17 protein-coding genes are annotated in these 21210 nt (G+C 65.8%); 7 read left to right on the top strand and 10 right to left on the bottom strand.

The features are described from left to right. Positions 1-2: 2 nt before the first annotated feature. The 4 genes from ACSQ3O_RS19980 (at position 3) to ACSQ3O_RS19965 (ending at position 3994) form a co-directional block, all read left to right on the top strand. Positions 3-1505 (top strand): DUF935 domain-containing protein, encoded by a 1503-nt coding sequence (locus tag ACSQ3O_RS19980; RefSeq protein ID WP_436140208.1) that lies wholly within the window; start codon positions 3-5, stop codon positions 1503-1505. Continuing rightward, entirely contained in the window at positions 1498-2712 is a 1215-nt protein-coding gene (locus ACSQ3O_RS19975; protein ID WP_436140207.1) for a phage head morphogenesis protein, read from the top strand. The genes ACSQ3O_RS19980 and ACSQ3O_RS19975 overlap by 8 nt, the downstream gene beginning before the upstream one ends. A 101-nt stretch (positions 2713-2813) precedes the next feature. Then, positions 2814-3359, top strand: a complete 546-nt coding sequence (locus ACSQ3O_RS19970) for a phage virion morphogenesis protein (protein WP_436140206.1) — start codon at positions 2814-2816, stop codon at positions 3357-3359. 53 nt (positions 3360-3412) lie between these two features. Continuing rightward, a complete protein-coding gene (locus ACSQ3O_RS19965; protein WP_436140205.1) occupies positions 3413-3994 on the top strand; it encodes a Gp49 family protein in 582 nt (193 codons plus the stop codon). Between the two features lie 178 nt (positions 3995-4172). Here the strand turns inward: ACSQ3O_RS19965 and ACSQ3O_RS19960 are convergent, their stop codons facing one another. Then, complete coding sequence (locus ACSQ3O_RS19960) at positions 4173-5351, bottom strand: ABC transporter substrate-binding protein (RefSeq protein WP_436140204.1); 1179 nt, start codon at positions 5349-5351, stop codon at positions 4173-4175. Between the two features lie 234 nt (positions 5352-5585). Between ACSQ3O_RS19960 and ACSQ3O_RS19955 the strand changes: the two genes are divergently transcribed. Continuing rightward, positions 5586-6068 carry a DUF4124 domain-containing protein gene (locus ACSQ3O_RS19955; RefSeq protein ID WP_298457992.1) on the top strand — a complete coding sequence of 161 codons (483 nt, stop codon included), beginning with the start codon at positions 5586-5588 and terminating at the stop codon, positions 6066-6068. Between the two features lie 42 nt (positions 6069-6110). Here ACSQ3O_RS19955 and ACSQ3O_RS19950 read toward each other — a convergent pair whose 3' ends face one another. Beyond that, positions 6111-7244 (bottom strand): sterol desaturase family protein, encoded by a 1134-nt coding sequence (locus tag ACSQ3O_RS19950; protein WP_436140203.1) that lies wholly within the window; start codon positions 7242-7244, stop codon positions 6111-6113. A 118-nt stretch (positions 7245-7362) separates the two neighbouring features. Between ACSQ3O_RS19950 and ACSQ3O_RS19945 the strand changes: the two genes are divergently transcribed. Beyond that, positions 7363-7851: an acyl-CoA thioesterase gene (locus tag ACSQ3O_RS19945; RefSeq protein ID WP_436140202.1), complete on the top strand. Its 489-nt coding sequence runs from the start codon at positions 7363-7365 to the stop codon at positions 7849-7851. Positions 7852-7926: 75 nt separating this feature from the next. Here ACSQ3O_RS19945 and ACSQ3O_RS19940 read toward each other — a convergent pair whose 3' ends face one another. From ACSQ3O_RS19940 to nirB, 8 genes are all read right to left on the bottom strand, one after another. Next, the gene (locus ACSQ3O_RS19940) at positions 7927-9351 is read right to left on the bottom strand and encodes a cellulase family glycosylhydrolase (protein WP_436140201.1); all 1425 of its coding nucleotides are present in this window, start codon (positions 9349-9351) and stop codon (positions 7927-7929) included. Between the two features lie 212 nt (positions 9352-9563). Continuing rightward, positions 9564-10274 carry a methyl-accepting chemotaxis protein gene (locus ACSQ3O_RS19935; RefSeq protein ID WP_436140200.1) on the bottom strand — a complete coding sequence of 237 codons (711 nt, stop codon included), beginning with the start codon at positions 10272-10274 and terminating at the stop codon, positions 9564-9566. Between the two features lie 172 nt (positions 10275-10446). Further along, on the bottom strand, positions 10447-11277 hold the full coding sequence (cobA, locus tag ACSQ3O_RS19930; protein WP_436140199.1) for a uroporphyrinogen-III C-methyltransferase: 831 nt from the start codon (positions 11275-11277) through the stop codon (positions 10447-10449). Continuing rightward, positions 11274-12197, bottom strand: a complete 924-nt coding sequence (gene ybiB, locus ACSQ3O_RS19925; protein ID WP_436140198.1) for a DNA-binding protein YbiB — start codon at positions 12195-12197, stop codon at positions 11274-11276. Before ybiB ends, cobA begins: the two co-directional genes overlap by 4 nt. Positions 12198-12370: 173 nt before the next feature. Next, a complete protein-coding gene (locus tag ACSQ3O_RS19920; protein ID WP_436140197.1) occupies positions 12371-15232 on the bottom strand; it encodes a nitrate reductase in 2862 nt (953 codons plus the stop codon). A 118-nt stretch (positions 15233-15350) separates the two neighbouring features. Beyond that, positions 15351-15752, bottom strand: coding sequence for a nitrite reductase small subunit NirD (gene nirD, locus ACSQ3O_RS19915; RefSeq protein WP_436140196.1), 402 nt, complete (start codon positions 15750-15752; stop codon positions 15351-15353). Between the two features lie 57 nt (positions 15753-15809). Continuing rightward, positions 15810-16622 carry a type IV pili methyl-accepting chemotaxis transducer N-terminal domain-containing protein gene (locus ACSQ3O_RS19910; RefSeq protein ID WP_436140195.1) on the bottom strand — a complete coding sequence of 271 codons (813 nt, stop codon included), beginning with the start codon at positions 16620-16622 and terminating at the stop codon, positions 15810-15812. A gap of 20 nt (positions 16623-16642) precedes the next feature. Next, entirely contained in the window at positions 16643-19087 is a 2445-nt protein-coding gene (gene nirB / locus ACSQ3O_RS19905) for a nitrite reductase large subunit NirB (protein ID WP_436140194.1), read from the bottom strand. Positions 19088-19408: 321 nt separating this feature from the next. On the opposite strand from nirB, the gene ACSQ3O_RS19900 reads away from it, so the two are divergent. Next, positions 19409-21184 (top strand): protein kinase domain-containing protein, encoded by a 1776-nt coding sequence (locus tag ACSQ3O_RS19900; protein ID WP_436140193.1) that lies wholly within the window; start codon positions 19409-19411, stop codon positions 21182-21184. Positions 21185-21210 lie beyond the last annotated feature (26 nt).

The raw sequence follows: 21210 nt of genomic DNA, 5'->3' as shown, positions 1-21210 counted from the left end.
CCATGACATCCCGAGGTATCTACGTTTCCCCCACCGAGTTCGTCTCCTTTGCGGAGACGCGCCAGCGCAGTAGCCTGTCCGAGCAGATCGCTACGCGCGATCGCAGCATGGATATGTCTTTCGGGTTCATTCTGCCCAATCCGGACCCGATCTTGAAGCGCCAAGGCAAGGACATCAGCGTCTATCGCGACATGCGCAGCCGGGCATCTGTGGGCGGCCCCATTCGTCGTCGCAAGGCCGCTGTGAAAGCCCTGGAGTGGCGGGTGGAGCGCGGCAAGGCCAGCGCGCGCGTCACGCGCCTGTGCAGCGATGTACTGGCGACCTATGACATGGACACGTTGCTCAATGAGATCACCGACGCGGTGCTGTTCGGCTACCAGCCCTTGGAACTGATGTGGGGGCCTTTCAACGGTGCAATGGCGCCCCTGCAGGTGATCGGCAAGCCGCAGGAGTGGTTCTTCTTCGATAACGCGGCGCAGCTGCGGTTTCGCAGCCGCCAGCAGCCCCTGCAGGGCGAGGAGCTGGAGCCCCGCAAGTTCCTGCTCGCCCGCCAAGAAGCCAGCTATGCAAACCCCTACGGTTTTCCTGACCTGTCCATGTGCTTCTGGGCAGACACCTTCATGCGGGGTGGCCTCAAGTTTTGGGTGACCTTCACCGAGAAGTACGGCACGCCCTGGCTGGTGGGCAAGCAGCCACGCGGAACGCCGGGCCCGGAGGTGAATGCGCTGCTGGACAAGCTGGAGGCGATGATCCAGGACGCTGTGGCCGCCATCCCTGATGACTCCAGCATTGACATCCTGGAGGCGGGCGACAAGGGCGCGAGTGCGGACCTGTACGAGCGCTTGCTGATGTACTGCCGCTCGGAGATCAACATCGCGTTGCTCGGCCAAAACCAGAGCACCGAGGCCAATAGCAACCGGGCCAGCGCGACCGCAGGCCTGGAGGTGGCCAACACGATTCGGGACGGAGACGCAAAGCTCGCGGCCGCAGCCATGAACCAGCTGTTGCGCTGGATCACGGATTTGCACGATGGCGAGCAGGCTCCTGCGCCTACCTTCGAACTCTTCGAAGAGGAGGATGTGAACGTCACGCAGGCCGAGCGCGATGAAACGCTCACGCGTGCGGGTGTGAACTTCCAGCCCCAGTACTGGAAGCGCGTCTACAAGCTGCAGGAGGGTGACATTGCGGACAAGCCCGAGGTGATCACCTCACCATTTTCTGCATCGCTGCCCGGGCCTGCCGTGGAGTTCGCGGAACGAGTCCCGGCACCAGGCATTACCGCCCGAGAGGCGGCGGCCGCTGGGGCGCCCGTGATCAGCTCTTGGCTGCGTGACCTGCGCAGCCTGGTGCATGCCCATACAGATGCGCAGGAGCTGCAAGAGGCACTGCTTGACGCCTACAGCGAGCTGCCAACCGAAGACCTGACCGAACTGATGGCGCTGGCCTTTGAGCTGGCACACCTGCAGGGACGTGATCAGGCCGCCCAGGAGAGCGTTCGTGGCTGAGATCGGGGACATTGCCCGTTCTTCTGTTGAGGGGGCGCGCCAACAGTTCCAGGAGCAAATCGACGCGCTGCGGCGCAAACTCAATCTGCCCACGGAGAGCTGGCGCGACATTCAGCTTGGTGCTCACGATCGGGCGTTTGTGGTTGCCGGTGCAATGAAGGCGGACCTTTTGCACGATCTACGACAGGCGGTGGACAGGGCCGTCCAGGGTGGCTCTATTGGTGAGTTCCGCAAAAACTTTGCAGACATCGTGGCAAAGCACGGATGGACGGGCTGGACGGGCGAGGGCAGCCAGGCCGGAGAGGCTTGGCGCACCCGCGTGATCTACCAGACCAACCTGATGACCTCCTACGCAGCTGGGCGCCGAGCGCAGTTGCTGGACCCTGATCTGGTCAGCCGCCGCCCGTTCTGGCGCTATGTGCACAACGACAGCGTGGTCAGCCCACGGCCACACCACAAGCGCTGGGGAGACATGCGCCTGACCCTGCGCCACGATGACCCGTTTTGGAATACGCACTTTCCGCCCAATGGCTGGGGTTGCAAGTGCCGGGTGGTGGCCGTGGCTGCACCGGCCGAAGGTGACACTACAGCCCCGCCCCAGGGCTGGGACGAGACCGATCCAGCCACAAATGCCCCCGTGGGCATTGATGAAGGCTGGAACTACGCACCAGGCGCCCGAGCGGGGGATGAACTGCGCAGCTTCGTTCAAGACAAGCTGGTCACGTACCCCCAAGCCATTCAGCGCATGTTGTCCGTCGATGTGAACCGGCACCTCAACACGACTGAACGCGTCACGGACTTTGTTCAGCGTGTACGGGATGGCACGCTGCGCAATGAAGATCTGTGGATGGGCTTTGTAGAGCCCGACGCCGCCGCCAGGGTGAAGGCTGCGACCGGCCAGGACGTGGACAACTACCTTGTGCTGCTGCCCGAGGACAACGTGCGCCATACCGACAAGGAGCACCGCTGGGACGGCAAGGGCCAGCGGCCTGTTGTTCCCGCTGACTATCAGCACGTGGCGTCGTTCATCAATGAGGCGTATGAGACTTCGCCTGGCAGCGAGCTGGGCCGCCATGGTGAAACCCGCGTGTTGGTCCGCAAAGAGATCGACGGGGAGGTGTTTCGTGCCGTCTTCGAGATCCTGCACGGCAAACGCAACCGGGCCTTGAAGCTGATCAGCCTAGCCATCAAGACGGGACAGAAATGAAAAAGCCCTGTGTCCCCGACCTCTACGTCCTAGACGAGACCGGCGTGAATCGCCGGGAGCCGATGTGCACAAGGCATCCTGATTTTAGGGGGTAGGTTTCCATGGCGCAACTGATTGAACTGACCGACCGCAGCGGCCTGGACTACCTGCACGGCTTTATTGCCCGTGCCAGGAACATGCAGCCGGTGCTGCTGGAGATCGGCGAAGACATGGCCGAGTCCACAAAACAGCGCTTTGCGACAGCCACCGGGCCCGACGGCACGGCTTGGGCTCCGAACAGCGCGCTGACCCTGGCGCGATACAGCGCCAACTTCGCGCGCAAGAAGGACGGCGAGTTCACCAAACGCAGCGCTGCCAAGCTGGCGGGCAAAAAGCCCGGTACCGGGGAGACCCGCGCGCTGAGCACCACCATCAACTACCAGCTGCAGGGCGATGACTCCGTGGCGATCGGCAGCCCAATGATCTATGCGGGCACCTTCCACTATGGGGCGAAGTCCGGGGAGTTCGGGTTTGGCTTCTACAAGACCCGCCAGGGTAGCTTTCCGCTTCCTTGGGGCGACATCCCGGCGCGGCCGTTCCTGGGCGCGTCTGACGATGACAAAGCCAACATCGTCCGCCTGGTGCACTCCTACCTGATGGAGAGCTGAGTCTTAAACACGCCGACTGCAGGCGGCTCGACCTGCCATTTTTTGGATCTTTCATGCCCAATCTCAGCAAGCACCCTATCCTTCGCCAGATTCACGAATTGATCGCCGCCATTGAAGTTTGTGGCGCGTCGCCCGAGCTGACCCGTGCGGTCTGTCTGGCTTCTGCGCTCTACGAACCGGCAGAGGCGTTGGTGGACAGCAAAGTGGCCTTCCTCGACGTCACCCAGGAGCCCCCACTGGACTCGGACGAGGCCATTGAGCGGCAAATTCGCGCGAGCGGCGCCGACGTTGCTCCGCGCGTCACGAAGGAGCACATCGACTCATTGGTTGCTGACCTGGTGATCAAAACCCACCATTTCCCTGGCACGACATCCACAATGGCGGTGGCTGCTTTGCCCGATGGCTACGTGGTGGCCACTGGCTACTCGGGCTGTATCAGCCCGGAGAACTTCAAGGCCCACATCGGTATCGGAATCGCGGCGGACAACGCCATCGCTGCGGCCAGGTCCAAGCTGTGGGAGCTGGAGGGCTATGTGCTGCGAGCCTCCTTGCACAAACCCCGCGCCGTGTACGCTGGCGGTATCATGGCCTCGGATGCTGAGTTCGTAGGTGGGAGCATGACAACCAGCGATTGATAGGACCTCACGAACAAAAATGGCGCCTCACTGGCGCCATTTTTCCTTCTGAGCCTTGTTTTCGTGATGGGAAAGAGATTTTCAGAACCCCCGGCCCGTTTTGCCCCAGGTCTTCCCGTTTCTTCCCATTTATCGCGCCTCTCACTCTTCCTTTATCTCAACTCCCATCAACCGGCGCTTACTGGCGGTACACCCCGCCAGAGCCCACCACCGCGATGTCCACATAGTTGGAGCCATGGTGGTTTTGCGCACTGAACTGGTAGCCAAAGCCGCCCAGGTCCAGGTTGCCCAGGCTTTCCATGGCCTGGGCGAGGCTGGCGCGGGTGACGCCGGGGCCCGCTGCACGCAGGCCTTCGATGAGCACGCGCGCGTCCATGTAGCCGGTGTAGCGGTCGTAGTCCACGGGCTTGTCGTGGCGCTTCATGGACGCCTGGAAGTCGCGCGTGAGCGCAATGGTGGGTTTGGTGGGCGAGGGGCCCGTGCGCGCCACGGCCAGGCCGCGCGCGTCGTCGCCCAGCGCCTTGAGCACGGCGGTGCCTGCGCCCAGCGACAGGGTGTAAATGGGCGCGCCCAGGTGCGCGCGGTTGGCCCGCACATAGGCCACCACCGACGGGCCTGCCGCCACCAGCAGCACGGCCTGGGGCTTTTGTGCTGTCAGTGCCTTGGCTGCGTCGTTGGCGTCGTCGCCCGAGGATGCCAGTGCGCGCGACCCTGCCAGTGCCGCGCCCTCGGCCGCGATGGTTTTTTCGACCAGGGGCAGCAGCAGCTTGCCGAAGTCGTTGTTCTCATAGGCCACGGCGATGCGCGAGGTTTGCACTGCCACGAGGTTGCGCACGATCTTCACCAGCTCGTCGGCATAGCTGGCGCGGGTCGTGAACAGGTAGGGGTGCTGCTGCGCGCGGATGGCGGGGCTGCCTGTGTACACGGAGATCAGTGGCAGCTTGGCTTGCGCCAGGTAAGGCCGCAGCGTCATGACCTGGGAGGTGCCGGCCACGCCAAACAGCGCCAGCACGCCGTCCTTTTCGCTCAGCTGCTTGGCGTTGTCGAGTGCGCGGCGCGGGTCAAAGCCATCGTCCAGCGTCACCAGCCGGATCTTGCGGCCGCCAATGCCGCCCTTGGCGTTGGCATCTTCGATGGCGGCGTCCTGCCCCTCGTGGATGGGGGACAAAAAGGGCGCCATACCGCCCGACAGGGCCGTGGAGCGGCCAATCAGGATGTCGCCTTTGCCCTGGGCGGTTTGCGCATGGACAGGCAGGCTGGCCAGGGCCGCGCCCCCGGCCAGTGCCAGCACAAGGTGGCGGCGGAGCGCCACGGGCGGGCGCTGGTCGGTGTGCAAGGCAAAGGGGGGCTTCATCATCAAACGGTGTCTCCGGGTGCGGGGCCATGGTGGCCCCAGGGTGCGGCGATGTTAGGAGGGCTGCCGGTGGTGCATTCACCGGGTTTTTACCGGGAAGGCGTCAAATGAGGGACAGCTGCGCGCCCTTTCGCTTTGGCCCGGATACAGCACGTAACGACAGGTCCGACCCATGCGCCCGCAGTCGCGCAGTGCTGCGCGGTAGCATGTGCCATTGACCTGAAGAGGACTGCTTTTATGAATCCGATCCGTTACGCCGCCTGCCTCCTGGTGCTGGGCCTTGTGGCCCCGGCCTGGGCAGTCAACAAATGCACGGATGCCAATGGCAAGGTGTCGTTTCAGGATGCGCCCTGTGTGGGCGAGGGCGAGAAGATCGACGTGCGGCCCGCCATCCAGGGGGCTACGCCCATCCGGCCTGCGCCCTCTGCGGGGAAGGAGGGCGCATTCGGCGCATCGTGGCAGCGCAAGCAGTATCTGCAGACACAGGGCGTGCCTCAGGCGCGTGCCGCCCTCGTGCGCAACCAGCAGGAATGCACGGCCCAGCCTGCCGAGGCCACGGCCCAGGCGGGCCCGCTGCGGCGCGGCACCTTGCCGTCGGGCAACCAGTTTCCTCAGGACCGTGCAGCGGCCGCTGCCAAGGACAAGGCCGCGTGTGACGCCCGCAGTGACGAGTTGCGTGAGCAGCTGAGGCAGCTCGAAGAGGAACTCAACGCTCTCTAGGCCGCTGGACGGCCTGCAGGCGCGGGGAGTCAGTCGCCGTTTTCAGCCCTTCCAGGTGAACGGAAACTTGAACTGCTTCACAAAGCCGTTGGGCACGTAGTCACCCAGCACGCCGTAGTGTTCGGGCCAGAGCTTGGTGCTTTTGACGGCGGTGCCAAACAGGTAGTCCAGAAACGCAAAGTGGGCGGCGTAGTTCTTGTCCAGCGCCTCCTGGTCCTGGCTGTGGTGCCAGTGGTGGAAATTGGGCGTGACCAGCACGTAGCGCAGCGGCCCCAGGCGCACGCTCACGTTGGCGTGGTTGAACACGGCCTGGAAGCCCACGATGACGATGTACGCATCGATCACTTCCTTGCTGAAACCCAGCACGTAGATGGGGGCCAGCACCAGCGTGCGGGTGATGAGCAGCTCCAGGATGTGCTGGCGCGAGCCCGCCATCCAGTCCATGCTTTTGACGCTGTGGTGCACCGCGTGCAGACGCCACAGCGTGGGCACCTCGTGGTACGCGCGGTGGGTCCAGTACTGCACCAGGTCAGCCACCAGCACGATGAGGAACAGCGCCACCCAGAAGTTCAGGCCCTGCACCCAACCCCGGATGCCGTCGCTGGCCGCCCAGCCAAAGAACTTGTGCACGATGAGGTTGGTGGCCAGCAGCACAAAGCCCACCACCATGTGGTTGACGATGAAGTGGTGAAAGTCCGTCTGCCATTCGGCGCGGAAGATGGGCTGGTCCTTGCGCAGCGCGAACAGCTTCTCGATGAAGATGAAGATCAGCGAGCTACCCAGCAGGTCCAGGATGAACCAGTCGAGACCAATGTAGGGTGTGTTGTCAGGGAAGTTCGGGTCCACCTCCACCTTGTGGCCGCCCAGCAGCGCGGTGATCGCCACGATGGCAAACGCAAAGGTGGCCAGCCAGCGCGCGCGGTTGAACAGGATGTTGACCAGCGAGATGCCCCCTGCAATCGCCATGGCCACCAGCATGATGGTGCGGATCACCGTCACGTCATAGCTCTTGCGCAGCTGGGGCGTGGTCAGGTACTCGGGGAAGTGAAAGGCCAGCACGCCCAGAAAACACAGAATGGCCAGCGTGAGCGCAATCACGCCCGACACCAGTCCCTTTCCGGTGCGCAATGCGCCATGGCTTTCGGTGAATTCGTTGAGTTTTTCTAGTTCGATCATCGGTTCCTCCTCGCACCCGGTCAGCAGGTGCTGCGCGAGTGTAGCGAAGCTGCCACCCGCAGTGCGTGGGGCCCCATTTGCGCGCGACGCAGCGCACACGGCTTTCTAAAATCGCTGCATGAACATCCCTTCACACCAACTGAGCATGACCGTGCTCATGTCGCCCGACATGGCCAACTTTTCGGGCAACGTGCACGGCGGCGCCATCCTCAAGCTGCTCGACCAGGTGGCGTATTCATGCGCTAGCCGCTATTCGGGCTGCTACACCGTGACGCTGAGTGTGGACCAGGTAATGTTTTTGCAGCCCATCCATGTGGGCGAGCTGGTGACTTTTCTGGCCAGCGTGAACTACACAGGCAGCTCGTCGATGGAGGTGGGCGTCAAGGTGGTGGCCGAAGAGATCCGCTCACAGGTGGTGCGGCATGTGAACAGCTGCTTTTTCACCATGGTGGCTGTGGACGAGTCACGCAAGCCCGTGCAGGTGCCGCCGCTGTCGCCTTCCTCCCCCGACGAGCGCCGCCGCTGGGATGCGGCCCTGCTGCGCAAATCCTTGCGCAAGGAGCTGGCGGAGCGCTTCAGGCAGGTGCGTGAAACCGCTGGTGGATAAGGAAAAGAACCGGCAATGAAAAAGGCCTCAGCATGGCAGAGGCCTTGGGCGGGGTTTGATCTGTGCGAGCGTTACTCAGCGCGCGGCGCAGAAACCGAACTCTGCAGCAGCCCCAGGAGACAGGGTCTGGTTCCAGCTTACGCCCGATGCGTTCAGATTGCTGCCAGCCTGGGACCAGGTGGCATTCCACAGGTTGTTGATGGTGCCACTCACCGGGACGCTGATGGCCCAGTTGCCGGTGGCGTTGCCCATGTTGATGACCTGGACCTGCTGGCAGTAGCCCGAGCCCCAGTCGCTGTTCACCGTCTGCACCACCGAGAAATTGGCAACCGGCGTGGGGGTTGGGGTTGGGGTGGGAGTTGGCGTGGGGGCGGGTGTGGTGGTGCCGTCACCCCAGAGGCGCTGCAGCAATTGCACCTTGTCCGTGCGCACGGTGGTCCAGTCATCGTCCAGGATGCCGCCGGTGTCGCCGCTGTTGGGGTTCCACGACCAGTAGAAGCCGCTGCGCATGCCTTTGGCAACGAGGTAGTCCACCAGCGTGTTCTGCCACAGCACATCGCGTGTGTCGCCCCGGCCATATTTGCCGCCGAATTCACCCAGCACCACGGCATGACCCGCCTGCACAAACTGGCCGAAATGCTGGTCCCAGATCGCGGGCATGTTGCCAGGGAAGTCGGACGCGTTGAAGTACGACTGCACATACACGTCCGGCCCGTAGGTGTGCGGGGCCAGCAGCAGCCGGTTGGCCGGGATGTTGAGGGGCGTGCATGCCAGGGGCTCCAGGTTGCCCCCCCAGAAATGGGCGCTGTTGCTGGAGCAGCTGGGGTTTTCGCCAACACCCTCCACCGCAATCAGCCAGTGGGGGGCCAGTGGCAGAACGGCTGCAGCAGCGCGCTCTGCAGCACGGTTCCAGTCGGTGGCGTGGTTGCCCGTGCCCCAGGTGGCCGCACCATGGGGCTCGTTCTTGATGTCAATGCCGATGACGCCGGGCACCGATGCATAGCGCTGGGCCACAAAGGTCAGGTCGCTGATCCATTGCTGCTCGCTGTAGCTGGGGGTGTACCAAAGCTCGCTGATGGTCTGGCAATCGGGGGTGTGGTGGTCCAGCAGCACATACATGCCGCGCGCGCTCAGTTCGTTGACCACCTTGTCCATGACCTGGATGGCTGAGAGGCCCTGCAGATCCGTATTGCGGCCGTAGTCGATGCTGCTGGGCGGGGCCGAGCCGTGCAGCGTGGCGGGGCAGAACGGCAGGCGCACGGCGTTGAACCCCTGGGCCTGCATCTGCGTGATCATGTCCTTCCAGTGGCGGGCCCACAGGCCATGCACCACATGCGTGTTGGTTTCAAAACCAAACCAGTTCACGCCGCGCAGCTGAATGACCTGGCCTGCGTCGTTGACAACCTTGCCGGCCTGGATGCTGTAGCTCCAGGCTGCGCTGCTGCCCATCAGCACGCAGCCGGCCAAAGCGAGGTTTTTGCACAGGGTTGTCAGCTTCATTGTGTGTCTTGGTTGTCTGCAGGTCAGAGGCAAATGCCCGTATGTCTCGTGTCCGCGTGCCGCCGTTGCGCCGCGCCCCAGGAGGGGCCCGGCAGATTGCATGCGGGCGCGCTTCTCTGTCACGCGAATTGTAAAAGCATGTACAGACGTCTTTGGACAGATTCTGGTGTGGAGACCGCCATTCGTCGGCGGTCCCGGCCCGAAGCAGGCAGTCAGTTGTTGCTGCCGCTGCGGCTGCGCCCGGCCAGCGACACCGCCTGCAGCGACAGGCCATCGATCTCGTTGGTGATGCCGGACAGCACATTGGCCACCACCGCAAACTCGCGGCCGTGCTGGCCTGCGCGGGCGGCCATCACCTGGGCGTTGAAGCTGACCACCTTGGCCTCGCGCGCCACGGTCTGGATGGAGGCCACGATGCCCGCGAGTTCCTTCATCAGGGTTTCGGACTGGGCCTTGTTCACCTGGTCAAACGCGGTGGTGGCGGTGTTGAGAGCGTCGAGCACGCTGTCGGTGGACTCCACCAGGCGGGCCAGCGCTTCTTCCACGCGCGGGCTCTGGCGTTCGGTCAGGCCGAGTGCGGTGTCCACCTGCTGTGCAAACTGATCGATGGTGGCGCGCACCCCCGTGGGGCCTTGGTACACCCGGCGGATGATGTCGGCGCTGACGGCGTCCAGGTGACGCGGTGTTTCGACCAGGCGGGCCTGGCTGTCGGCGAACAGCGCCAGGGTGCTGCGTGCGGCTTTCAGGTGCAGGTCACTGCCGCGTGCGGCCAGCACGGTCTGCAGCACCATGCGCTGCGACAGCATGCGCTGGCGCGCAGCCAGGTTGACCAGCGACATGCCGCTGTCGCGCTGTGCTGTTGCGGGGGCGGAGGGCAGCATGGGCATGCCGGTGGTGCGTGCAGGGGCGGGGTAGGCTGCCATGGTGTTCCTTGTGCTTGTGGCATTCAGATGCTTGCGATCAAGCAATACCTGGGCCAATGTGGGGTTGCGCAGTGTGGGGTTCGATCAGAAAAAAGGCGTGCATAGGCCCGGCCCAGCGCTGGGCTCAGCGCTGCGTCCGATGGTCAGGAGATTGGGGGGGCGGCGCTGTGCGTCAGCCCACGCGCAAGGCCTGGGAGGCCTGCGCCGCATCCAGTGATGCCAGGGCCACGCCACGCACCACATCGCCCACCACAATCACCGAGGGGCTGGCGAGCCCCTCGCGCGTGATGGTGGCGTGCAGGCTGCCCAGCGTGGTGACGGCATGGCGCTGCTGGGGCAGGCTGGCGTGCTGGATCACGGCCACGGGGGTGTCGGCTGGCAGGCCGGTGAGCAGTTCCTGCTCGATGATGGCAGCACCGCTCACGCCCATGTAGATCACCAGCGTGAGCTTGGCATCGCGGGCGGTGCGGGCCAGGGCCTGCCAGTCGGTGCCCGCGTCGCCCGGCTTGGCATGGCCGGTGATGAAGACCACACCATGCGCATGTTCGCGGTGTGTGAGTGGCGCGCCCAGCGAGGTGAGCCCGGCCAGGCCCGCCGTGATGCCGTTGATCACGCCGACCTGCACGCCTGCGGCACGCAGGTGCTCCACCTCTTCACCGCCACGCCCGAAGATGAACGGATCGCCTCCCTTGAGGCGCACCACGTTCTCGCCCTCGCGCACGGCCATGAGCATGAGTTTTTCGATGAAGGCCTGGGGTGTGCTCTTGCAGCCACCGCGTTTACCCACGTACACGATGCGGGCCGTGGGGGATGCATGGGCCACGATGGCATCGCTCACCAGGTCATCCACCAGCAGCACGGTGGCGGACTGGATGGCCTTGAGGGCCTTGATCGTCAGCAACTCCGGGTCGCCCGGGCCTGCGCCCACCAGGGTGCAACTGCCGCCGGTGGCCAGGTGGGATGTGGATGCGGGCTGGGTGGTGGGGGGCGTGGGGCGGCTCATGGGGATGTCTCCGAAGCAGTTTGATCAGCCAGCTGCAAGATATGTTCCACCTGCCGCTCGATGGCCGGTGGAATGGGTAGCTCACCCGCCAGAACGCGGCGTGTGTAGGTGGCCGTGGTGGCCACGTCGATCTCGGCGGGCAGGCCGGGCACCTCGCTGGCGGTGCCGGGCTGCTGCGCGTCCAGCACGGCATGCGCTCCGTGCACAAAGCCGTCGTAGCGCGGCGTGCGGCGTGGGTCGGTGGCGACCTCACCTTCCAGCCCGCGCGAGAGCAGCGCGCTCATGCCCAGGGTGCGGAAGGTGGTTTGCAGCATCTCGAAGTATTCAGGGTGCGTATAGGCCGTGACCACCACCGACGGCCCCGCGCAGGGGCTCATCAGCTTGACCACGCTGTGCCCCGGGTTGCGCAGGCCCACCACCTCGCGAACGGCCAGCAGGCGCGCCAGGCCCGCGTGCAGGTGCTGGGTGTGGATGTGCCGCACAGAACCGTTAGCTATCTTTTCAGGAGCTTCCAGCGCAGGTACATCGAGCGCCAGCAGCACATCCGATGCCAGAATCCGCCGCGCCTCGGTGCGCATGCCGTGCAGCAGCACGGGCAGGCCTTCGCGTGCCAGCAGCAGCGCCAGCAGCGGCGTCAGCACGGGCAGCTTGCGCGCGCCGTTGTAGCTGGGCAGCACGACGAGCGGGCGGTCGGTGGCGGGCAGCAGCGCCAGGCGGCTGTGCGTGGCGTCCAGGAAACCGCACATCTCCTCCGAGGTCTCGCCCTTGATGCGCATGGCCAGGCAGAAGGCGCCGATCTCCAGGTCGCTCACCTGCCCGTCCAGCACCTGGCCGAACAGGTCGGTGGCCTGCTCGCGCGACAGTGGCTTGGCGCCGCGCGCGCCGCGGCCAATCTCCTTGATGTACTGACTGATGCCCATGGTGTTAGTTGGCGGGACTTGTGAAACAGGGCTCCAGCGTCGTTATTTCGGCTTGCCGTACAAGCGTACTGTCTGCGCCGAAAATGCCTAGCTGGAGCCCTGTTGCACAAGTCCTTGTGGGTGTTCGAGGTGGGGCTGAGGTGCAATTTTCTCGCAACTCAGAGAACTTTTGGTTATATGGCGGCCTGCGCCATGGGTTTGGACGCCAGCGGCCCCGTGGCCCGCACCATGCGCTTGAGTTCGGGGATGCACGAGCCGCAGTTGGTGCCGCAGCGCAGCTTGCCCTGCAGTTGTGCCAGCCGGTCGTCGTCGGTGCCGTGGCAGTGCGCTAGCTCGGCGGTGATGGCCGCGTCTGTCACGTTGAAGCAGGTGCACACCGACTTGCCACGCGACTGCACGGCCACGGGCGCCTTGGCTCCGGGCACCAGCAGCAGGCGGCCGTAGGTCTGGGCGGGCAATTCTTCTTGCAGCAGGGTCTTGAGCCAGCCTTCGGCGCTGGTGTCGCCGGCCAGCACGATGCCTTCGAGCGTGGTGCTGTCCCCATGCCGCGCCAGCCGCGCGGCGCGGCGCTGGCCGCGTTTTTTGTCGGCATAGCGCAGCGTGTCTGTGCCTGCCAGGCCCATCAGGGATTCGATGCGCTCCACGGTGGCGTCGGGCGGGGCCTCGTGCGCGGCGGCGCGCAGTAGCACGCCCACCCGCTCCCGCCCGGGCTCGCTCAGCGGCGTGTTGTTGCTGAAAGGCACGCAGCTCGCAAACGGGAACTGCGCCATCAGCGCAGACAGCGCCTCGCGCGTGGCCTGGGCGCTGTCGGCGGGCAGCCAGGCCATGGCCAGCAGCGTCCACGGCAGCTCGGCCTTGAGGACCTTGACGGCCGCGTGTTTGAGTTCGGGCTGCTTGGACGTGGGGCAGTAGGCCGAGGTGGTGAGCGCATTCACGCCCGCCAGCCGCTCGCCGGTGGACGAGCAGCCGCTCAAAAATTCGCTGCCCCAGTGCATGGCCATGAAAGCCTGCGACAGGCCCACGGTGGCGTCGCCCTGGGCGGGCACGACGATGGTGCCGCGCTTGCTGGTGACATAGACCAGGTCGCCGTTTTTCAGGCCGCGCCGCTCCATGTCCTGTGGGTGCAGTTGCACGCTGGGCTCGGCCACATGGCCGAACAGGCGGCCCAGGGTGCCGGTGCGCGTCATGCCATGCCACTGGTCGCGCAGGCGGCCGGTGGTCAGGCTGAAGGGGTATCGCGATTCGCGCTGCTCGGCCACCGGCTGCCAGGCGTGGGCCGCAAAACGCGCGCGGCCGTCGGCGGTGGGGAAGACGCCGTCTTCGTACAGGCGGGCTTTGCCGGTGGTGGTGTCTTCAGGCAGCGGCCACTGTTGGGGGCCTTGGGATTCGAGCATCTCCCACGACAGGCCGGTGATATCCAGGTCGCGCCCGCGTGTGCTTTCGCGGTGCTCTTTCCACACCGTTTCAGCACCCGCATCAGCGGCCTCCGTGGTGTAGGGGAACAGCGTGGGCTGGCCGGGGCGCAGGCGTGCCTCCAGTTGGTGCGCAAACTGCACCGCAATGGCCCAGTCGTGGCGGGCCTCGCCGGGGGCAGGCACGGCGGGGCGCACGCGCGAGATGCGGCGTTCGCTGTTGGTCACGGTGCCGGTTTTCTCGCCCCAGGTGGTGGCGGGCAGCAGCAGGTCGGCATAGGCGCAGGTGGCGGCGGTGGCAAAAGCTTCTTGCACCACCACAAACTCGGCGCGTTGCAGCGCGTGGCGCACGGTAGCCTGGTCGGGCATGCTCTGCGCAGGGTTGGTGCAGGCAATCCACAGCGCCTTGATCTCGCCATCGGCTGCGGCCTGGAACATCTCCACGGCCGTCTTGCCGGGCTTGCTGGGCACATCGGCCACGCCCCACAGCGCGGCCACTTCGGCACGGTGCTGGGGGTTGGCCAGGTCGCGGTGGGCGCTGAGCAAATTGGCCAGGCCGCCCACCTCGCGTCCGCCCATGGCGTTGGGCTGGCCCGTCAGGCTGAAGGGGCCTGCGCCGGGCTTGCCAATCTGTGCGGTGGCCAGATGCAGGTTGATGAGCGCAGCGTTCTTGGCGGTGCCGCTGCTGCTCTGGTTCAGGCCCTGGCAGTACAGGCTCAGGGTGGGTTTGCGGGTGGCGAACCCCTGGCCGTCAAGGCCAGCAAACCATCTTGCCGCAGTGGTCAGGTCGGCAACGCTGATGCCGCAGGTCTGCGCCACGCGCTCGGGTGTGTAGTCGCGCACCAGGGCCTTGAGTTCGTCAAAGCCGGTGGTGTGCGCGGCGATGTATTCGGCGTCCGTCCAGCCCTCCCACAGCATCAGGTGCAGCATGCCGTTGAACAGCATCACGTCGCTGCCGGGCTGGATGGGCAGGAACAGATCGGCCATGCCAGCGGTGTCGGTGCGGCGCGGGTCGGCCACGATGACCTTCATGCCCGGGTTGGCGGCGCGTGCGTCTTCGATGCGACGGAACAGGATGGGGTGCGCCCAGGCCGCATTGCTGCCCACGATGAACAGGCACTGCGCGTGTTTCACATCGTCATAGCAGGCCGGCGGCGCGTCGGCGCCCAGAGTCTGCTTGTAGCCCGCCACCGCGCTGCTCATGCACAGGCGCGAATTGGTGTCGATGTTGTTGGTGCCGATCAGGCCCTTGGCGAGTTTGTTGAAGACGTAGTAGTCCTCGGTGAGCAACTGGCCGCTGACGTAAAAGCCCACGGCGTCGGGGCCATGCTGCTGGATGATGTGGGCGAACTTCTCGGTGGCCAGACCCAGGGCGGCGTCCCACGACAGCGACTGGGGCGCATCCGCGCGGTGCGCGCGGCGCTGGGGTTGCAGCAGCCGCGTCTGCAGCGTGATGGGGCTGCTGGCCGTGAGGTGCAGGGTCGAGCCCTTGGTGCACAGGCGGCCGAAGTTGGCGGGGTGGTTCGGGTCGCCCCGCACGCCGGTGATCTGGGGACCGTTGCTTTCGATGATCACGCCGCAGCCTACGCCGCAGTAGGGGCAGGTGGATTTGGTTTCTTGCATGGCGAGGGGCCTGGAGTTGTGATCTTTTTTGGGGTCTTGCGCGCGTCTATAAAACACTTATAGCTATACTATTTGTAGCATTAAAGGCGCTCGGCGCCTTCGGTACAGCCTGTGCGTTTCATGCCGTGGCTGTTCGCCGCGCAGGCCCTGCAATGGGGCGGGTCAGGTCGGTGGCCAGCGTGGCCAGTTCATGGCTGTCCAGGTACACCGCACCGTCCTCCACCTTCACCGCGAACTTTGGCGTGCAACCTTCGTCGGGGGCCGACGCCTGGCCGTCGCACAGGCCGATGGTCCAGTTGTGCAGGGGGCAGGCCACCTGCGTGCCGAACACAATGCCTTGCGACAGCGGGCCGCCCTTGTGGGGGCAGCGGTCCAGCAGCGCAAACACGCCGTTCGCGTCGTTGCGGAACACCGCCACGTCCAGCCCTGCGGGCCGGGCCACGCGGCGCGCGCCCAGCACGGGGATGTCGTCCACGCTGCAGATCAGCTTCCAGTCGGGGGTGGGGTGGTTCGTGGTCATGGGGTGGTCCTTGGGGATTTTGTTGTGGTGGTGTGGGGCGGACTCGGTAGCCAATGCTCAGGTGCCGAGTGCGGCGTACATGCCGGTCACGCGGTCCATGCTGGCGAGCAGGTTTTCGCTGCTCACAAACACTTCGGACACCTGGCGGAAGGTGTTGCTGGCGTTGCCCAGGCGCTGCAGCGCGGCGTCGAAGAACACCCACTGGCCGTCCGCCAGCAGCAGCTCCTGGCGGATGCGGGCATTGGCCTGGGGCGCGTTGCGCAGCAGCTCGGTGGCCTTGAGGAATTCGTCGCGCGCCTTGGCGATCTCGGTGGTGGCGGCGGCTGTGTCCACCCCCAGCATGGCCGACAGGCAGAACTTGGCCATGCGCTGGCTCAGCATGCGCTGGCGCCCGGCCACGTTCACCAGGTGGCCCACGGGCTTGCCCAGCGCGGCCTCGTACTGCGAGGTGCCCTGGTGGGCCAGGGCCAGCACCTTGGCGTCGGCCTGCAGCAGAGCGGCCACACCATCGCGCGAGGGCGTGGTGCCCATCAGCGTGGCCTTGTGATCGGCCCAGGCGCCTTCGAGCTTCACGTAGGTGTCGCGGATGGCGGGGGAGGGCGCAAAGGCCTTCAATTCGCCCAGCTGGCGCTCGAACAGCGCCAGGGACTGCTCCAGCACGGCACGTGCCGCCGGGGTGTCGGACTTGTGGGCCAGGGCCAGCCAGGCCTTGCCCATGCGCTGGCTCAGCATGCGCTGGCGCCCGGCCTTGTTGATGGCGTCATTCAGGTCGGCCACCTCGGCCTGGGCCTTGCCCGCAGGCACCAGAAGGCCCAGGGCGCCCCAGGTTGTGGTGTAGCCCGCAGAGGTCAGAAGGGTACGGCGTTGCATGGTGGGTTCCTTCCTTCCGATCAGGCGCCCAGGGGCACGAACTGGCGCGTGTCCACGGCCGCCTTGTCAAATTCGAACCAGGGGTCGGGTTCGCCATCGAGTGCAAATTGCAGCTGCTCCCACAGCGCCTTGCGGCCTGCGTGGTCGTCGAGGATGCGCTTCTTCACGTAGTCGAGGCCCACGCGGTCCACGTAGTGCACGGTGCGCTCCAGGTACCAGCCCTCCTGGCGGTACAGCTCGCAGAACGCGCCGGTGTACTCCAGCACTTCCTCAGCAGTTTTCAGCTTGGTGAAGAAATGCGCCACCTCGGTCTTGATGCCGCCGTTGCCCGCCACGTACATCTCCCAGCCGCTGTCCACGCCGATGATGCCCACGTCCTTGATGCCCGCCTCGGCACAGTTGCGCGGGCAGCCGCTCACCGCAAACTTCACCTTGTGCGGGGCATACATGCGCCACATGGCTTTTTCCAGGTCCTTGCCCATCTGCGTGCTGTCCTGGGTGCCCATGCGGCACCACTCGCTGCCCACGCAGGTCTTCACGGTGCGCAGCGCCTTGGCGTAGGCATGGCCGCTGGGCATGCCGATGTCCTTCCAGACGTTCTGCAGGTCTTCCTTCTTCACACCCAGCAGGTCGATGCGCTGGCCGCCCGTGACCTTGACGGTGGGAATCTTGTACTTGTCCACCACGTCGGCAATGCGGCGCAGCTCGTCGGCCGTGGTCTCGCCGCCCCACATGCGCGGGATCACGCTGTAGGTGCCATCCTTCTGGATGTTGGCGTGGCTGCGTTCGTTGATGAAGCGGCTCTGTGGGTCGTCCTTGGCCTCTTTGGGCCAGGTGCTGATGAGGTAGTAATTGACGGCCGGGCGGCAGGTGGCGCAGCCGCTCGGCGTCTTCCATTCCATGAACTTGAACACGTCGCCAATGCTGACCAGCTTGCTGTGCCGGATCGCATCACGCACGGCCTGGTGGCCGTGGTCGGTGCAGCCGCACATCGCCTTGGTCTTGGGCGTGGCGCTGTAGTCGCCGCCCGCCGTGAACATGATGATCTGCTCCACCAGCCCGGTGCACGAGCCGCAGCTGGCGCTGGCCTTGGTGTGCTTGCGCACTTCGTCGAGGGTGAACAGGCCCTTGTCCTTGATGGCCTTGCAGATCGCGCCCTTGGTCACGCCGTTGCAGCCGCAGACTTCGTCGCTGTCTTCCATCGCCGCGGCCTTGCTCTGGCCCTGGTGGCCGGTGTCGCCCAGGTGCGATTCGCCAAACATGAGCTTGTCGCGCAGGTCGCTCACGCTGCGGCCGTCGCGCAGCAGCTTGAAGTACCAGCTGCCGTCCACGGTGTCGCCATACAGGCAGGCGCCCACCAGCTTGTCGTCCTTGAGCACCAGCTTCTTGTACACGCCACCAAATGGGTCGCTCATCACGATCTCTTCGGTGCCTTCGCCGCCCTGGAAGTCACCCGCGCTGAACAGGTCGATGCCCGTGACCTTGAGCTTGGTGGATGTGAGCGAGCCCTGGTAGCGCCCAATGCCGAACTCTGCCAAATGGTTGGCCAGCACCTTGCCCTGCTCGAACAGCGGGGCCACCAGGCCATAGGCAATGCCCCGGTGCGCGGCGCATTCGCCCACGGCGTAGATGCGAGCGTCGGTGGTGGTCTGCAGCGTGTCGCTCACCACAATGCCGCGGTTCACGTGCAGGCGCATCTTCTCTGCCAGCGCGGTGTTGGGGCGGATGCCCACGGCCATCACCACCAGGTCGGCGGGCACCTCGGTGCCATCCTTGAACTTCACACCCGCCACGCGGCCCTCGGCGTTGCCCACCAGCTCCTGCGTCTGCGCGCCCATCAGGAACTGCATGCCGCGCTCCTGCAGCGACTTCTCCAGCATCTTGCCGGCCACGTCGTCGAGCTGGCGTTCCATGAGCCAGTCGCCCACATGCACCACGGTGACCTGCATGCCGCGCTTCATGAGGCCGTTGGCGGCCTCCAGCCCCAGCAGGCCGCCGCCGATGACAACAGCGTGTTTGTAGGTGGCGGCGGCGTCGATCATGGCCTGGGTGTCGGCGATGTCGCGGTAGGCCAGAACGCCCTGGAGGTCCTTGCCGGGGATGGGCAGGATGAAGGGGTTGGAGCCCGTGGCAAGGATCAGGCGGTCGTATTCGGCGGTGACCACCGTGCCGTCCTTGCTGGTGGCACTGACCACGCGGCGCACGCGGTCCACATCGGTCACCGTGAAGCCGGTGTGCAGCGTGATGTGGTTGTCGGCGTACCACGACCAGTCGTTGAGGATGATCTCGTCAATCGTCTGCTCGCCCGCCAGCACGGGGGACAGCAGAATGCGGTTGTAGTTGGGGTGGGGCTCGGCACCAAAGACCGTGATGTCATACAGATCGGGGGCGATCTTGAGCAGCTCTTCCAGCGTGCGCACACCGGCCATGCCGTTTCCCACCATCACCAGTTTGAGCTTCTTCATCATGACTCCATCGGTTCCATCGCCGGGGCGATGCGCAAAACAAAAAAGGCGTCCACACGATGCTGCTCCGAGGTCTCGAAACCGCATGTGGGGACGCCTTCGTCCGTACAACTCCTCCGTGCGCCTTTGCACTGCTGAATTGCGTGGGCCTGCCCGGCCCTTGCCCTTGTTAAGCAATGGCCGTGCCAGACTCTTTGCACTGATCTGGGGTGGGTGCGGGCTGCGGGCCCCGGGCGGGGGCTGCCGAGGGTGCCGGGATGTGTGGGCGGGCAGGCCCTGGCATGCACCACCTTGGGCACAAAACCTGCATGGAGCTGGTGCATGAGCTTTGAACTGGATGTGGGCCAGGCCTCACTGGCGGGCCGCAACGAGGTGAATGAGGACTTCGCCGCCCTGGTGGTGGGGCAGGGGCGCGACCGCGAGCGCGGCGCCATTGCCGCCATTGCCGATGGTGTGAGCACGGGCGGCAAGGGCCGCGAGGCCGCGCAGACCACGGTGAGCACCCTGGTCGGCGACTACTTCGCCACCCCCGAGACCTGGGACACCACCGTGGCGCTGGACCGCATCCTGAACGCCCACAACGGCTGGCTCGCCTCCATGAACCGGCGCCGCCAGCCTGCCGTGGGCCTGACCACGCTCACGGCGCTGGTGCTGCGCGGCCAGTCGTACACCCTGGCCCATGTGGGCGACACCCGCGCCTACCTGCTGCGCGGCGGGCGCCTGCAGCTGCTCACGGCCGACCATGTGATGGCGCAGCGCGACTTTGCGCACCAGCTCACCCGCGCCATGGGGCTCGATGACCATGTGGTGGTGGACTACAGCCAGGGCGAGCTGCACAGCGGCGACCTGTTCGTGCTGCTGTCCGATGGTGTGCACGGCAGCCTGCCCGAGCGCGAGCTGCGGCAACTGCTGCGCCAGGAGGGCGTGGCGGCCCAGGCGCTCAGCGACGAGCTGGTGCAGGCCGCGCTGCGCCGGGGCAGCAGCGACAACGTCACGGCCCTGGTGGTGCAGGTGCAGGGCGCGCTGGAGGCCACGCTGCAGGACGAGTCCCGCCGCGCGCAGGACCTGCCCGTGCTGCCCCTGCTCAAGGTGGGCGACACCGTGGACGGCCTCACGGTCACGGCCATCGTGGCCGACAACGGCATCCACCGGTTGTACCAGGTGCGCGACGGCGCCACGCAGCGCCTGTATGCGCTCAAGACCCTGCTGCCCACGCGTGCCCACGATGCCGAAGAGCGCGCCACGCTCGCGCACGAGGCCTGGGTGGCGCGACGCATGCAGTCGGGCCAGGCTGCAGCCCATCTGGCGCGGCTCAACACCTGGCCTGCGGGCGACGGGCAGGACGGCGATGGAAGGGGGGGCGAGGGTGCCAGCGCCTTCTACCTGCTGTACGACTGGCACGCGGGCGAAACCCTGGGCCAACGCCTGCGCAGCCGCCAGCACCTGCCGGTGCCGCAGGCCGTGTCGGTGGTGGTGCAGGCCGCGCGCGTGCTGGGCTGGCTGCACCGCCAGGGCGTGGTGCACCGCGACATCAAACCCGACAACCTGCACCTGGGTGACGACGGTGTGCTGCGCGTGCTGGACCTGGGCGTGGCCCTGTCGGGCCGCGAGCCCGAGGCCACGCGCCAACTGCACGCGGGCACGCCCAGCTACATGAACCCCGAACAGTGGCCCGGCTATGAAAAAAGCGGCGATACCGAGGGGCAACTGCCCGACGCGCGCAGCGACCTGTTTGCGCTGGGCGTCACGCTCTACCAGCTGCTGAGCCACGGCCGCCTGCCTTATGGCGAGGTGGTGCAGTACCAGCTGGGCCGCTACCACCGCGACCCGGTGGCCCCCAGCCGCCACAACCCCGGCGTGCCCATCTGGCTCGACCAGATCGCCCTGAAGGCCGTGGCGCGCCAGCGCACACAACGCTTTGAAACGGCCGAGGAGCTGCTGCTGGCGCTGGAGCGCGGCGCATCCCGCCCCTTGTCAGCCCCCGGCCCGCAGCCGCTGATGCAGCGCGACGCCACGGCCTTGTGGAAGATCGCGCTGGCGGTGAGCGTGCTGGTGAACCTGCTGTTGATCTACTGGGTGCTGTTCTTGCCGAGGTAGTACTGGGGAGCTGGATTTGCTCCTGA

The sequence above is a fragment of the Acidovorax sp. LjRoot74 genome, from assembly GCF_964254355.1.
Classification (GTDB): domain Bacteria; phylum Pseudomonadota; class Gammaproteobacteria; order Burkholderiales; family Burkholderiaceae_C; genus Acidovorax.
The sequence above is the reverse complement of the archived record's forward strand: the minus strand, read 5'-3'. Positions and strand labels throughout refer to the sequence as shown.